General features: G+C 66.5%; 12 protein-coding genes. 2 read left to right on the top strand and 10 right to left on the bottom strand.

Annotation, left to right across the window (positions count from 1 at the left end; genetic code table 11):
- From D0901_RS09460 to D0901_RS09470, 3 genes are all read right to left on the bottom strand, one after another.
- The coding region (locus tag D0901_RS09460) for an aldehyde dehydrogenase family protein (RefSeq protein WP_129140064.1) at nucleotides 1-925 on the bottom strand (925 nt) is incomplete at its 3' end.
- The gene (locus D0901_RS09465) at nucleotides 922-2,337 is read right to left on the bottom strand and encodes an aspartate aminotransferase family protein (RefSeq protein ID WP_129140065.1); all 1,416 of its coding nucleotides are present in this window, start codon (nucleotides 2,335-2,337) and stop codon (nucleotides 922-924) included. The genes D0901_RS09465 and D0901_RS09460, both read right to left, overlap by 4 nt.
- A gap of 26 nt (nucleotides 2,338-2,363) precedes the next feature.
- Nucleotides 2,364-3,104 carry a gamma-glutamyl-gamma-aminobutyrate hydrolase family protein gene (locus D0901_RS09470; RefSeq protein WP_129140066.1) on the bottom strand — a complete coding sequence of 247 codons (741 nt, stop codon included), beginning with the start codon at nucleotides 3,102-3,104 and terminating at the stop codon, nucleotides 2,364-2,366.
- A 254-nt stretch (nucleotides 3,105-3,358) separates the two neighbouring features.
- On the opposite strand from D0901_RS09470, the gene D0901_RS09475 reads away from it, so the two are divergent.
- Together D0901_RS09475 and D0901_RS09480 are read left to right on the top strand one after the other, a co-directional pair.
- Nucleotides 3,359-4,738, top strand: coding sequence for a glutamine synthetase family protein (locus tag D0901_RS09475; RefSeq protein WP_129140067.1), 1,380 nt, complete (start codon nucleotides 3,359-3,361; stop codon nucleotides 4,736-4,738).
- Nucleotides 4,739-4,952: 214 nt separating this feature from the next.
- Entirely contained in the window at nucleotides 4,953-6,434 is a 1,482-nt protein-coding gene (locus tag D0901_RS09480; protein WP_129140068.1) for a Na+/H+ antiporter NhaC family protein, read from the top strand.
- A gap of 262 nt (nucleotides 6,435-6,696) precedes the next feature.
- On the opposite strand, the gene D0901_RS09485 is transcribed toward D0901_RS09480, so the two are convergent.
- The 7 genes from D0901_RS09485 to D0901_RS09515 form a co-directional block, all read right to left on the bottom strand.
- Entirely contained in the window at nucleotides 6,697-7,254 is a 558-nt protein-coding gene (locus tag D0901_RS09485) for a glycine zipper 2TM domain-containing protein (RefSeq protein ID WP_129140069.1), read from the bottom strand.
- 249 nt (nucleotides 7,255-7,503) lie between these two features.
- Nucleotides 7,504-8,796 (bottom strand): NAD(P)/FAD-dependent oxidoreductase, encoded by a 1,293-nt coding sequence (locus D0901_RS09490; RefSeq protein ID WP_129140070.1) that lies wholly within the window; start codon nucleotides 8,794-8,796, stop codon nucleotides 7,504-7,506.
- Nucleotides 8,797-8,959: 163 nt separating this feature from the next.
- The gene (locus tag D0901_RS09495) at nucleotides 8,960-10,033 is read right to left on the bottom strand and encodes an ABC transporter substrate-binding protein (protein WP_129140071.1); all 1,074 of its coding nucleotides are present in this window, start codon (nucleotides 10,031-10,033) and stop codon (nucleotides 8,960-8,962) included.
- A gap of 26 nt (nucleotides 10,034-10,059) precedes the next feature.
- Nucleotides 10,060-11,421: a glutamine synthetase family protein gene (locus D0901_RS09500; protein ID WP_129140072.1), complete on the bottom strand. Its 1,362-nt coding sequence runs from the start codon at nucleotides 11,419-11,421 to the stop codon at nucleotides 10,060-10,062.
- A gap of 108 nt (nucleotides 11,422-11,529) precedes the next feature.
- Nucleotides 11,530-12,594, bottom strand: coding sequence for an ABC transporter substrate-binding protein (locus tag D0901_RS09505; protein ID WP_129140073.1), 1,065 nt, complete (start codon nucleotides 12,592-12,594; stop codon nucleotides 11,530-11,532).
- Nucleotides 12,595-12,634: 40 nt separating this feature from the next.
- Nucleotides 12,635-13,432, bottom strand: coding sequence for an ABC transporter permease (locus D0901_RS09510; RefSeq protein WP_129140074.1), 798 nt, complete (start codon nucleotides 13,430-13,432; stop codon nucleotides 12,635-12,637).
- Nucleotides 13,429-14,349, bottom strand: a complete 921-nt coding sequence (locus D0901_RS09515; protein WP_129140075.1) for an ABC transporter permease — start codon at nucleotides 14,347-14,349, stop codon at nucleotides 13,429-13,431. Before D0901_RS09515 ends, D0901_RS09510 begins: the two co-directional genes overlap by 4 nt.
- Nucleotides 14,350-14,356: the final 7 nt, after the last annotated feature.

Here is a 14,356-nt window from a genome sequence, read left to right on the forward strand (position 1 = left end):
GCAGCCGGGAGCCGGCGATGCACACCTCGCCCTGGTTGTGGAAGATCGCCTCGGCGGCGTGACGGGCCACGGCGTCGAGGTCCTTGCAGTCGGCGAAGACCAGATTGGGACTCTTGCCGCCGCACTCGAGATACACCCGCTTCAGGTTCGACTGGCCGGCGTACTGCATCAGTTGCTTGCCCACCGCGGTGGAGCCGGTAAAGGCCAGGCAGTCGACGTCCATCGACAGCGCCAGGGCCTTGCCCACGGTGTGGCCGAAGCCGGGCAACACCTGGAAGACGCCCCGCGGCAGGCCGGCCTCCTTGGCCAGTTGGGCGAGGCGCAACGCGGACAGCGGCGACTTCTCGGAGGGCTTGAGGATCACGCTGTTGCCGGCGGCCAGCGCCGGGGCGATCTTCCAGGCGGTCATCATCAGCGGGAAGTTCCACGGCACGATCGAGGCGACCACCCCGAGCGGCTCGCGCAGCACCAGGCCGAGAGCGTCCTCGCCGGTGGGCGCGACCTCGCCGTAGAGCTTGTCGATCGACTCGGCGTGGTGGCGCAGGCAGCCGATGGCGCCGGCCATGTCACCCAGCGAGCTGGCGATCGGCTTGCCCATGTCGAGGGTGTCGAGCAGCGCCAGTTCGTTCTTGTGCTGCTCCATCAGCGCGGCCAGGCGCAGCAGCACCGCCTTGCGCTCGCCCGGGGCGCGCCGCGACCAGCCACCCTCGGCGAAGGCACGCCGCGCATGGGCCACCGCCACCTCGGCGTCGGCGGCGTCACAACTGGCCACCTCGGCGAGAGTCTCGCCGGTGGCCGGGTTGACGGTGGCGAAGGTCTCGCCGCTCACCGCCGCGACGAAGGCGTCGTCGACGAAGGCGCGGGTCTCGAAGGTCAGGTCGCCGGCCAGGCGCTGCCAGTCGGCGTGGGTGAGATCGGTGCTCATGAGGTCGTCTCTCCAGAGAGTCGTTGTCCCGAGGCACGGCATTCCGGCGCGCCTCGCTGCAGGTAGGCCAGCGTATCGTCCAGTGCCTGACGCGCCAGCGACACCAGCTCGTCGATCTGTTCGCGGGTGATCACCAGCGGCGGCGAGATGATCAGGGTATCGCCCACCGAGCGCATCACCAGGCCACGGGCGAAGCTGGCGTCACGGCAGTGGCCGCCCACCGCCAGCGTCTTGTCGAAGCGCTCGCCGCTGGCCGCGTCGAACAGTTCCAGGGCGCCGATCAGGCCCAGGCTGCGCGCCTCGCCGACCAGCGGATGCGTGGCGAGACTGGCCCAACGCTCGGCCAGGTAGGGCCCGAGGTCGTCGCGCACCCGCTCGACCACGCCTTCGGCCTCGAGCAGTTCGAGGTTCTTGAGAGCCACGGCGGCACAGGTCGGATGCCCCGAGTAGGTGAAGCCGTGGAAGAACTCGCCGCCCGCCTCGATCAGCGTCTCGGCGACCCGATCGCCGACCAGCACCCCACCGATCGGCAGGTAGCCCGAGGACAGCCCCTTGGCGATCGGCATCAGGTCGGGCTCGAGGCCGTAGTGCTGGCTGCCGAACCACTCACCGAGCCGCCCGAAGCCGCAGATCACCTCGTCGGCGACCAGCAGGATATCGTACTTGGCGAGCACCGCCTTGACCGCCGGCCAGTAGCTGGGTGGCGGAATGATCGCCCCGCCCGCGCCCTGCACCGGTTCGGCGATGAAGGCCGCCACGTTCTCTTCGCCGAGCTCGAGGATCTTCGCCTCCAGCGCCGCCGCGCATTCGCGCCCGAAGGCCTCCGGCGTGCGGTCACGCCCTTCGCCGAACCAATAGGGCTGGGCGATATGCACGATACCCGGCACGCCAGGCCCACCCTGGGCGTGCATCGGCGCCATGCCACCGAGGCTCATGCCGGCGATGGTGGAACCGTGATAGGCGTTCTCGCGGGCGATGACCACCTGCTTGTCGGGCTTGCCCTCGAGCGCCCAGTAGTGCCGCACCATGCGCAGCACGGTGTCGTTGGCTTCGGACCCCGAGCCGGTGAAGAACACCCGGTTGATGTGTGCCGGCGCCAGCGCGCAGAGTTTCTCGGCCAGGCGCACCGCCGGCGCATGCGTGGTCTTGAAGAAGTTGTTGTAGTAGGGCAGCGTGCGCAACTGCTCGGTGGCCGCCGCGGCCAGTTCCTCGCGGCCGTAGCCGAGATTGACGCACCACAGCCCGGCCATGGCGTCGAGGATGCGGTTGCCCTCGCTGTCATGGATGTACACGCCTTCGGCGTGGGTGACGATGCGACTGCCCTCCTCGCCGAGTGCCTTGAAGTCGGTGAAGGGATGCAGATGATGCGCCCGGTCGAGCGCCCGGAGTTCATCGGTGACGGGTCGATTCATGACGGTCTCCACGCAATACAGCAGGATCAGGCGGCCGCATGCTCGCGACAGGCCGCGGCGAAATGACGGAACAGCGCATCGTAGAGCGGATGGTCGTGGGGCTGCCATTCGGGGTGCCACTGTACCGCCATGGCGAACCGCTTGGCTCCCTCGACCGAAACCGCCTCGACCAAGCCGTCCGGGGCCCGCGCCTCGACGCACAGCCCCTCGCCGAGACGCTCGACGCCCTGCTGGTGCAGCGAATTGACCCGCGCGCGCGGCTGGTCGAAGACACCGGCCAGCGCGCCGCCGGGCGCGATGTCGAGGTCGTGGCTGGGCGCGTAGTGATCCGCCCGGTCGCCTGCCGGCTCGCGATGGTCGAGCATCCCCGGCACGGTCTGCACGGCCTGGTAGAGCGAGCCGCCAAATGCCACGTTGATCTCCTGAAAGCCGCGACAGATGCCGAACAGCGGCAGGCCGCGCTCGATCGCCGCCGGGATCAGCGACAGCGCCACCGCGTCGCGGTCCCGGTCGTCGCGGGTGTTCTCCGGGGCGCGTTCGGCCCCGTAGCGCGACGGCTCGACATTGGTGTAACTGCCGGTCAATAGCAGGCCGTCGAGCACCGCCAGCAGCGCCGTGTCGACCCCGTCTTCCCAGACCGGAATCATCAACGGCGCCAGACCGTAGTCATGCAGGGCGCGAAGATACTTGTCGGTGACCATGTGCGCCGGGTGGCCTTCCACCTCGCGACGACAGGCAATCACGCCGACCAGGGGGCGCGCGTCCATCGGCTTTACCTCACTTGTGCAGTCTGTTGTTTCGTTATTCTCAACATACCCGTCTTGATCGGCGATTGCCAAGGGTCGACGAAAGTTTTAGAAATTCGCCTCGATACGGGCAAATAAGCCGCATTAAGGGCGAAACGGGCGGGCCGCAAGCCCGTTCGAGAAGCATCCGGGAACGTAAAAAATTTGACAACACTTCTGGCTGACGAAAAGATGAACGCCATGGACACATCCCCTCCGTGCAAAGGTATTCGCTCATGACGGCCGCCACTGCCCGCAACGAAGCGCGGGCCTTCCTCGAACGTCACCCGGACATCGAAACGTTCGATCTGCTGATCAGCGACCTGAACGGCGTGCTGCGCGGCAAGCGCATTCCCCGCGACAATCTGATCAAGGCCTACAAGAACGGCATCAACCTGCCGGCCTCGCTGTTCGCGCTGGACATCAACGGCAACACCATCGAAGAGACGGGACTGGGCCTGTCCATCGGCGACAGCGATCGCGTCTGTCGGCCGATCGCCGGCTCCCTGATGCCGACGCCCTGGCTACGCGACGGGCGCCAGGCCCAGTTGCTGATGACCATGGAAGAACTCGACGGCGAGCCCTTCTTCGCCGATCCGCGCCAGGTGCTGCGCCACGTGCTCAAGGATATCGCCACGCTCGGCCTGACCCCGGTGGTCGCCCTCGAGCTGGAGTTCTATCTGGTCGATCGGCGCCGCGACGACTCGGGGCTGGCCCAGCCGCCCTGCTCGCCCGGAACCGGTGAGCGCGCCACCCAGAGCCAGCTCTACTCGATCAGCGAACTCGACGAGTACGCCGATTTCCTCGAGGAGATCCAGCAGGCCGCCCAGGAACAGTCGCTGCCGCTGGACACGGCCCTCAAGGAGTGCGCACCGGGGCAGTTCGAGATCAACCTGATCCATTGCGACGACGCCCTGCGTGCCGCCGACAGCGCCGTGCTGCTCAAGCGCCTGATCAAGGGCGTGGCCCTCAATCACGGCTTCGAGGCCACCTTCATGGCCAAGCCCTACGGCAACGAGGCCGGCAGCGGCGCCCACGTCCACATCAGCCTGGTCGACGACGCGGGCCGCAACATCTTCGCCAGCGACGACGAGGATCCGCTGGGCACGCCGCGGCTGCGCCAGGCGATCGCCGGCCTGCTCGAACTGATGCCGGCGTCGATGGCGATCTTCGCGCCCAACATGAACTCGTTCCGCCGTTTCCAGCCCGGCCTCTACGTGCCGATGACCCCCTCCTGGGGCTACGACAACCGCTCGGTGGCGGTACGTATCCCCTCGGGCCCCAATGCGGCACGCCGCATCGAGCACCGGGTCGCCGGCGCCGACGTCAATCCCTATCTGCTGCTGGCCACCCTGCTCGCCTCGGTGCGCCACGGCCTCGACCGGCACCTCGACCCGGGCGAGCCGATCGAGGGCAACGCCTATGAACAGCTCGAGCCGACCCTGACCAACAGCTGGCAGAAGGCGCTCGACCTGTTCGCCGACAGCGAGATCCTGGCCGAAGCGCTGGGGCGCGGTTTCCACCACGTCTACCGCACCAATCGCCTGGCCGAGCGCGCCCAGGCCATGCAGACCGTCAGCCCGCTGGAATACGACTGGTACCTGCGCCACGTCTGACCGTCGGTGCGACTCGCTCGCGCAACGCCTCGCCAAACCACAAGACCGCTATCACCGGCCGGCTGCCCAGGCACCGGCCCGGAGGGCCCCTGCGCGCCATTCATCGTCATCCAACCAACGACAAGACGCCTCATGGACACCACAACGACAAGCGCCACCACCGCACGACGCCCCGTTTTCCATCGCTGGACAGCCTGCGGGCGGGAGGATTGACATGACCAAGACGTCCACGCTCTCGGCTTCGATGCCGCGCCAGAGAAGCCGGCTCAACGCCCTGCTGACGATCACCGCCGTCGTCGCCGTCATCGGCGGCCTGACCCTCTACCACCAGCCCGGCAGCGACTTCGGCTGGATCAGTCTGGTGCCCTCGGCGCTGGTACTGCTGGTCGCCATCGCCACCCACCGCACCCTCGAGGCTCTGGTGATCGGCTCGCTGGCCGGGCTCTTCCTGCTGCAGCCTGACAACTATATCGGCGAGCTGTCGAGCATCTCGCTGTCGGTGATGCAGAACGAGACCATCGGCTGGCTGATCCTGGTGGTAGGGCTGATGGGCGGCTTCATCGGCATGCTCGAGAAGGCCGGCTGCACGCTGAGCTTCAGCCATTTCATGCAGCGTCTGGTCAAGACGCGCCGTCAATCGCTGCTGTGGACCTCGGTGCTGGGCATGCTGATCTTCATCGACGACTACCTCAATGCCCTGGCCATCTCGTCATCGATGAAGCGCCTCACCGACCGCTTCGGCGTCTCACGCGAGAAACTCGCCTACATCGTCGACTCCACCGCCGCACCGGTGTGCATTCTGGTGCCGATTTCCACCTGGGCGGTGTACTTCGCCGAGCTGCTCAAGACCAACGGCGCCACCGAGGGCAGCGGCATGTGGCTCTACATCCAGTCGATCCCCTACATGGTCTACGGCTGGGTCGCGCTGGCGGTGGTACTGCTGGTGGCCATCGGCCTGATTCCCGATTTCGGCCCGATGAAGGCCGCCGAGGCCCGGGCCCGCGCCGGGCAGCCGATCCCCGACGACGCCCCGGACGAGCCGCTCGAGGACGACCAGGCGCCGCGCATCAGCCCGTGGCTGGGCCTGTTCAACTTTCTCGCGCCGATGGCGGTACTGATCGGTGCCAGCGCCTACTTCGACATCGACCTGCTGATGGGCTCGATCGTCGCCATCCTGTTCACCCTGGCGCTGTTCCTGATCCAGCGCCTGGCGACCTTCGACGCACTGATGGACTCGGTGATGGACGGCTTTCGTACCATGATGCTGCCCTTGGCGATCGTCGCCGCCGGCTTCGTGCTGCGCGACATCAACCAGCAGTTGGGCATGACCGAGTTCATGATCGACGCCCTGACGCCCTACCTGTCCTCGGCGCTGCTGCCCGCGGTGGTCTTCGTGTCGATGGCCGTGGTGGTCTTCGCCACCGGCTCGTCGTGGGGCGTATTCGTAATCTCGATTCCCATCGTGATTCCCATCGCCCAGCACATGGACGCTCCCATGCCATTGGTGGTCGGCGCGCTGCTCTCGGCATCGAGCTTCGGCAGTCATGCCTGCTTCTTCTCCGACTCCTCGGTGCTCTCCTCCCAGGGCAGCGGCTGCCTGCCGATGCAGCACGGCCTGACGCAGATCCCCTATGCGCTGCTCGGCGCCGTGGTCGCCGCCGCGATCTTCCTGGTGCTGGGGTTCTCCCTCGCCTGACATCAACCGCCCCCGGCCGGCGCCGGGGGCGTACCGCTATCCGCCTCTCAGCCGTTCACCCATCGAACAGGATATCGCCCTCGATCACGCAGCCACGGCCGCCCGCCTTGCGTGGGCCTTCGTCGTCGGGTTGCCCGCGACCTCGCCTAGCGGGGCGGCTTGACTCGTCAGGCCGCCGGGCAAGAACGCAAAAAGCCCGGCAAGGCCGGGCTATCAAGCATGCGGCGACAGGGATCGCCGCCGGGACAACAGACGGGAATGCTCAGCCCTGGGTCGGCGCGGCGGCCTGCCACTGCGGCTGGCCATCGACCAGCGGGACGCGCTTGCCCTGCTCCGGGGCGTCGTCCAGTCGGGCACTGTAGGTCTTCTCGCCGATCCGATAGTCGACATCGTAGCCGACCACCGTCTCCTGGCTGTCGTTGACCGTGTGACAGCGGCGCTCGGTGGTGGAATAGGTCTCGCCCTGCTGGACGCGCCCCTGCACCTCGCGACCGGCGAAACCGCCGGCCACCGCGCCCGCGGCGGTGGCCAGCTTCTTGCCGTTGCCACCGCCGAATTGATTGCCGACCACCCCGCCGACGATGGCGCCGATGGCAGTGCCGGCGATGCGGTTGGGATCCTTGGCGGGCCGCTGGCGGGTCACCGCCACGTCCTCACAGACCTGCCGCGGTGTCTCGACACGCTGGGTCACGCGATCGACGTGGGTCACCTCGGCGTATTGCGGGGCCTGACCGCCACCCTGCATCTGGTAGGCGCCGAATGCCAGGCCGCCCAGGCCCAGCACCGACAGGGTCGTGCCGATAACGATCGATTTGTTCATGGTCGCCTCCTTCTTCTTGCACGGGCCGACGTCACTGTCAGCGTCTGGCGAAGCCGTCGAAACGGTCGACGCTCGCCGGGGTTGGCGATGCGCCTGCAGGATGACGATGTGAGCGGCGCCCGGCTCGAGGCGCCGTCGGGTTGCGATCGGTAAAGCGTACTCGAAACCCGGTTATCGAACAATGTTTTCTTACACGAAACGTTACACCGCCTCGTCAGCACACGGGTCGAGCCGGCTCGGCGGCGAGGATCAGATTCCCAGGGCGTCGCGCATCCGATAATACCAGGCCCCCAGCGTGGTCATGGGCACGCTCAGCGTGCGCCCGCCGGGGAACGGCAGGTGTGGCAGACCGGCGAAGGCATCGAATCGCTCGCTCTGCCCCGCCAGGATCTCGGCGATCAGCCGACCCGCCAGGTGCGAGCAGGTCACGCCGTGGCCGGAATAGCCCTGGGCGTAATAGACGTTGGACTCGATGCGCCCGAACTGCGGCAGTCGGTTGAGCGTGAGCAGGAAGGTACCGCTCCAGGCGTAATCGACCTTGACGCCCGCCAGCTGGGGAAAGGTCTTCTCCAGCTTGGGCCGGATCACGCCTTCGATGCTCGCGGGATCCTGGCCGCCATAGCTGACCCCGCCGCCGTAGAGCAGCCGGTTGTCGGCGGTGAGCCGGTAATAGTCGAGCAGGTAGTTGCAGTCCTCGACGGCGCGATCGGTGGGCAGGATCTCGCGAGCCCGCGCGGCGTCGAGCGGTTCGGTGGTGACGACCTGGGTGCTGGCGGGCATCGACTTGCCCTCGAGCTGCGGCATCAGCCCCTTCATGTAGGCGTTGCCGGCGAGCACCGCGCGTTCGGCGACGACCACGCCCTGGGGCGTGTGCAGGCGCACCGGCTCGCCGTGCTCGATCCGCGTCACCGGCGTCCGTTCATGGATCACCCCGCCCAGCGACTCCAGCGCCGCCGCCTGACCGAGCACCAGGTTGAGTGGATGCAGGTGGCCGCCGGAGTGATCGAGCAGGGCGCCAGTGTAGCGCTCGCTGCCGATCTCGCGCTTGTAGGCCTCGCCCTCGAGCAGCTCGAGGCGATCGTGACCGTAACGTTCCCAGAGCGCCTTGTGCTCGACCAGCGCCTTGAACTGCTTGGCGTTGCAGGCCGCGAACAGATTGCCCTCCTTGAGGTCGCAGGCGATGTCGTAGCGCGCGATGCGCTCGCGAATGATACGGTTGCCCTCGAAGGCCATGTCGCCCAGCGCGCGGGCCGTGTCATCGCCGTAGCGCGACTCGATGACGTCCATGTCACGACTGTAGCTGTTGACGATCTGACCACCATTGCGCCCGGAGGCACCGAAGCCGACCCGGGCGGCCTCGAGGACGATCACCCGATGCCCCTGCTCGGCCAGGTGCAGGGCCGCGGAAATGCCGGTGAAGCCGGAGCCCACCACACAGACGTCGCAACGGGTCTCGCCGCTCAGCGCGGGGCGCTCGGGGCTGGGATTGGCGGAGGCGGCGTAGTAGGACGCCACATGATCGGTCGGCGCGGGAGTCGGCATGACGAGCCTCCAGACGGAATCGATGAGTGTTGATTTTATTTGACACAATGACGCCATGTTACCGCCTCGGCGGCGACTAATCCAACCTCATGGCGTCTTATTTGCAACGCATCACGAAAAATGGCCGGGATGGACCCGACCATTCCGCGCCCCTGGCGACGGCTCAGCGACTCAACGCCTCCGTCCACAACTGCTGGAGCCACTGCAACTGCTCGCCCTGCACCGAGGGCGTGAAGTGCAACGCCCGTCGGGCCTCGGCGTCTGGCATCACCGGCGGTTGACGCAGCACCGCGTCGACCTGCTCGAGCGCCGCCTCGTTGGGGGTGGTGTAGTAGTTGTAGTTGGCCAGCCGAGCGGCCACCGCCGGGCGCAGCATGTAACGCACGAAGGCGCGGGCGGCCTCGGGATGCGGCGCGCGGGCGGGGATCGCCATCACGTCGACCCAACGCTGCGAACCCTCGCGGGGGATGAAGAAGCCGATCTTGTCGTACACCTCGGGGTTGTTCGCCTTGCGCGAGGCCAGATCGCCATTGTAGGCGATCCCCGCCTGGATCACGCCGCGCGCCAGTTGCTCGAGGGTCGCGGTGGCATCGACGAAGCCCACGAAGTTGTCGCGGTGACGGGTCTCGATCACCTGTCTGGCGGCCTTCTTCCAGGGCTCCTGGCCCACACAGTCGAACCCCTCGCCGAGATAGGCGCAGGCCGTGCCGAAGGTGAACTGGGCATCGCCCTTGAGCAGCGCGAAGGGCTGGTCGGGATTGACCGCGGGGTCGTAGAGCAGCGACCAGCTCGGCTCGGGATCCGGCCAGACCTCGGTGTTGTAGACGACGCCGGACGTGCCCCACAGGTAGGGCACGGTATAGCGCCCCTCGGGATCGTAGGCCGGCTTGCGGAACTCCTCGAGGATCGCCTCGCGGCCAGCCAGGTGCTCGCCCTCGCCGACCAGCGGCTGCACCAGCCCGGCCTGGATCATCCGCGGCATGAAGTAGCCCGACGGCACGATCACGTCGTACTGCGAGTCACCGCCGGTATTGAGCTTGGCGAACAGTTCGGCATTGGAGTTGTAGTAGTTCTGCACCACCTCGATGCCGGTCTCCTGCTCGAAATCGGCGATGATCGACGGGTCCATGTAGTCGGACCAGTTGAACAGATTGAGCTGCCGCTCGGCGGCCAGCGCCGGCAGCGTCATGCCCAGCAGCCCCGCCGCCAGCAGCCCCTTGCGAATCGTCCCCTGCATGCTTGCCTCCTCTCCGAGGAACTGCCTCACACCCGCAACAGCAGGTGTTCGCGCTCCCAGGAACTGATCACTCCGAAATAGGCCGAATGCTCGGCGCGCTTGACTGCCAGGTAGCTGTTGGTGAAGCGTTCACCGAGCAGGTCGGCGAGCGGCTTGCACTCGCGCAGCGCGGCGAGCGCGGGGCCGATGTCGTCGGGCAGCTTGTTGCCCGCCGACCAGGCCGACCCGACCATCGGCGGCCGCGGATCGAGCTGGGCGAGCATGCCCAGATACCCGCAGGCCAGCGAGGCGGCCATCGCCAGATAGGGGTTGGAGTCGGCACCACCCAGGCGGTTCTCGATGCGCGTCGCCTCGGGCGCCCCCACCGGCACACGCAGGCCCACGGTGCGGTTGTCGTAGCCCCATTCGGTATTGACCGGGGCCGAGCCGCTGGTCTCGGTGCGCATCAGCCGCCGATAGGAGTTGACGTTGGGGGCGAAGAACGGCATCGCCGCCGGCAGGTATTGCTGCATGCCGCCGATGAAATGGTGGAACAGCCGGCTGGGCTCGCCGTCGTCGCCGGCGAAGACGTTACGGCCCTCGCCGTCGACCAGGCTCTGATGGATGTGCATCGAGCTGCCCGGCTCGTTGGCCATCGGCTTGGCCATGAAGGTGGCGTACATGCCGTGGCGCAGCGCCACTTCGCGCAGCGTGCGCTTGAAGATCACCACCTGGTCGGCCAGCTTGAGCGGGTCGCCGTGCTGGAAGTTGACCTCCATCTGCCCGGCGCCCTCCTCGTGGATCAGGGTGTCCAGATCCAGATCCATCGCCTCGCAGTAGTCGTACATCTCCTCGAAGAGCGGATCGAACTCGTTGACCGCATCGATCGAGAACGACTGACGGCTGCTCTCCTGCCGCCCGCTGCGACCGACCGGCGGCTCCAGCGGGTAGTCGGAATCGGTGTTAGTCTTGACCAGGTAGAACTCCACCTCGGGAGCCACCACCGGACGCCAGCCCCGCGCGGCGAAGAGTTCCAGCACCCGCTTGAGCACGCTGCGCGGCGACAGCTCCACGGGTTCGCCGGTGAGGTAATAGCAGTCGTGGATGATCTGCGCGGTGGGATCGTCGGCCCAGGGCACCAGGTAGACGGCACCGGGGTCGGGCACCAGTTGCATGTCGCGTTCGGCGGGATTCCAGAAACGGATGTCCTCGTCGTCCGGATAACCGCCGGTGACGGTCTGGATGAAGATAGAGTCGGGCAGACGCGGCCGGCCGCCGTTGAGGTACTTGCCGGCGGGCATGATCTTGCCCTTGAGGATGCCGGTCAGATCGCTGACCAGGCACTCCACTTCGGTGATGCCATGAGCATTGAACCATTCACTGAGTTCATGGCCGTTACGCTCGCTCATCGGAATATCCTTGATCGAAAGGCAGGTTAAGCGACGCCGCGACCGGTCTTGCCTCGGCACGACCGGTCGCCGCGGGCCGCGATGGCCGAGGCCGCCGCGGCGAAGGCCTCAGCGCGATTGCACTTCGGTCCACAGCTGGTTGAAGGTCTGCAGCTTGTCGCCATCGAGGCTGGGGGTGAAGTGCAGCTTGTCGATGTCGCTGTCGGCGGGGGTCACCGGCGGCTCGGTCAGCACCTCGTCGAGATAGGGCTTGGCGGCCGCATTGGGGCTCGAATAGTAGTTGTAGTTGGACAACTGGGCGCCGATCTCGGGGTCGAGGATGAAGTTGATGAACTTGTGAGCCAGGTCCGGGTGCGGCGCCTGGGCCGGAATCATCATCGAGTCGACCCAGATCTCGGTGCCCTCGTCGGGAATCATGAACTTGATGTTCTTGAAGGTGTCGGGGTTCTCTTCCTTGTAGAACAGGTAGTCGCCGTTATAGGTGAGCGAGACGTGGGTCACCCCGCGGGCGAGCTGCTGCAGCGCCGGGGTGCCGTCGACGAAGCCGCTGAAGTTGCTGCGCTGCTTGGTCTCGAGCAGCAGCTTGGCACTCTCCTTCCAGGCATCGAGATCGGTGCAGTCATAGCCATGCCCCAGATAGGCACAGGCGGCCCCCATGCTGACCTGACCGTCGCCCATCAGGCCGAACGGGTAGCCGGGATTGACCTCGGGATCGAACACCAGCGACCAGCTCTTGGGGGCGTCGGGGAAGGTCTCGGCGTTGTAGACGATGCCGGTGATCCCGTACTGGTAGGCGGCGGTGTACTCGCTGCCCGGGTCATAGGCCGTATCGCGGAACTTGTCCATGATGTTGTCGAAATTGGGGATCTTCGACTTGTCGAGCTTCTGGACCAGGCCGGTCTCGATCAGCCGCGGCACATAGTAGTTGGAAGGCACGATGATGTCGTACTGGGAGGCCCCGCCGGCCTTGAGCTTGGCGAACAGCTCGGGCAGCGAGTTGAAGTAGTTCTGGACCACCTCGACGTCGTACTTGTCCTCGAAGGCCTTGATGATCACCGGGTCCATGTACTGCGTCCAGTTGAACAGGTACAGCTTCTCCGAGGCCGCCTGGGCCCCGCCGGCCAGCAGGAGGCCACCGAGGACGGCGGCGAGTTGCGTCTTGATTGTTTTCATGGTGTCGCTCTCTCCTTGGTTCCCAGGGTCGTCGGACGCCTCAGCGGCGCCCTTGTCGGTTGAACAGCAGACTGATCACCGCCGCCAGGGCGACGGCGCCGATCATCAACGCGGCGATGGCGTTGATCTCCGGCGTCACGCCCTTCTTGATCGCGCCCCAGATGTAGATCGGCAGCGTGGCGCTCTCCGGCCCGGCGGTGAAGAAGCTGATCACGAAGTCGTCGATCGACAGCGTGAAGGACAGGAAGAACGCCGAGATCAGCGCCGGCTTGAGGGTCGGCAGCAAAAAGTGCAGCGCGCGCTGGAACGGCGAGGCATAGAGATCCTTGGCGGCCTCGAACAGCGTCGGGTCGAGCCCCACGAAGCGCGAATAGACGATCAGCGCGACGAACGGGATCTGGAAGGTGACGTGGGCGATGATCATGGTGACCAGGCCCGGTTCCAGCAGCCCGGTCGCGCGGTTGATCTGCACGAAGAAGGCCATCTCGGAGATGCCGAAGACGATGTCCGGCAGCACGATCGGCAGATAGATCAGCACGATCAGCCAGCCCAGCTTGCGATGCCGGTGGCGATACATGCCATAGCCGATCAGACAACCGATGACCAGGGCGATCACCGACGAGACGATCGCCAGCACCAGACTGTTCCAGAAGGCCGAGATGATCTGCTCGTTGCCCAGCAACTGGTGATACCAGCGCAGCGAGAAATGGGCGAAGTGGGCCGCGCTGTTGGCCGAGTTGAAGGAGAACAGCACCACCACCGCCAACGGCAGATAGAGGAACGCCAGGGTCAGCCACCAGAAGCCGGTCAGCGAGCGCGCGAGGGTCTTCTTTCTCATATCACCACCTCCTCGCCGCCGCCCAGGCGCTTGCCGATACGGCGCATGGCGTAGAGACCGCCGAAGGTCGCCAGCAGCATGAGAATCGCCCCGGCCGCGCCCAGCGGCCAGTTGGAACCGCCGGCGAACTGATTGGCCACCAGGTTGCCCAGCATCATGCTCTTGCCGCCACCCAGCAGTTCGGGGATCACGTACATGCCGAACGCCGGGATCGCTACCAGCACGGTGCCCGCCAGCAGCCCGGGCAGGGTCTGCGGGAACACCGCGTGCCAGAAGGCGCGCACCGGCGAGGCGTAGAGGTCCTGGGCGGCCTGCACCTGGGCGACGTCGAGCTTCTCGAAGGCGGCGTAGAGCGGCAGCACCATGAACGGCAGGAAGTTGTAGACCAGCCCCAGGGTCACCGCGAAGTTGGAGGGATAAAGCCCCATGTGCGGCCCGATCAGTCCCAGCGAATCGGCCAGATCGGAGAGCGGCGTGCCCGGCGCCAGCAGGTTCATCCAGCCGAAGGTGCGGATCACCTGATTGGTCCAGGAAGGCACCACCACCGCCAGCAGCATGATCGGCCGCCACTTTTCGCGACAGGTGGTGATGTAGTAGGCGATCGGATAGGCGACCACGACGACCAGCGCCGTCGACACCAGGGTCTGCCACAGCGAGCGCAGCAGGGTGTAGAGATTGCCCGGGCTCCAGCCCAGGAAGCCGAAGCCGGCGAGCTGCTCGAAGGCGTCCAGCGACAGCGGCATCTGCGGCAGCCCGTAGGGCCCGTTGGTCATGAAGGCGACCGCCATCAGGTAGACGCTGGGCAGCACCAGGAAGACGAAGATCCACACCGCCCCCGGCGCCACGCTGAACAGCAGATGCCGGGTCTCGCCGACCACCGCCCGGCGCCGCGATGAAAGCAGGGATGATTCCACCATGTGCGCT

The sequence above is a fragment of the Modicisalibacter coralii genome, assembly GCF_004117855.1.
GTDB classification, from domain to species: Bacteria; Pseudomonadota; Gammaproteobacteria; order Pseudomonadales; family Halomonadaceae; genus Modicisalibacter; species Modicisalibacter coralii.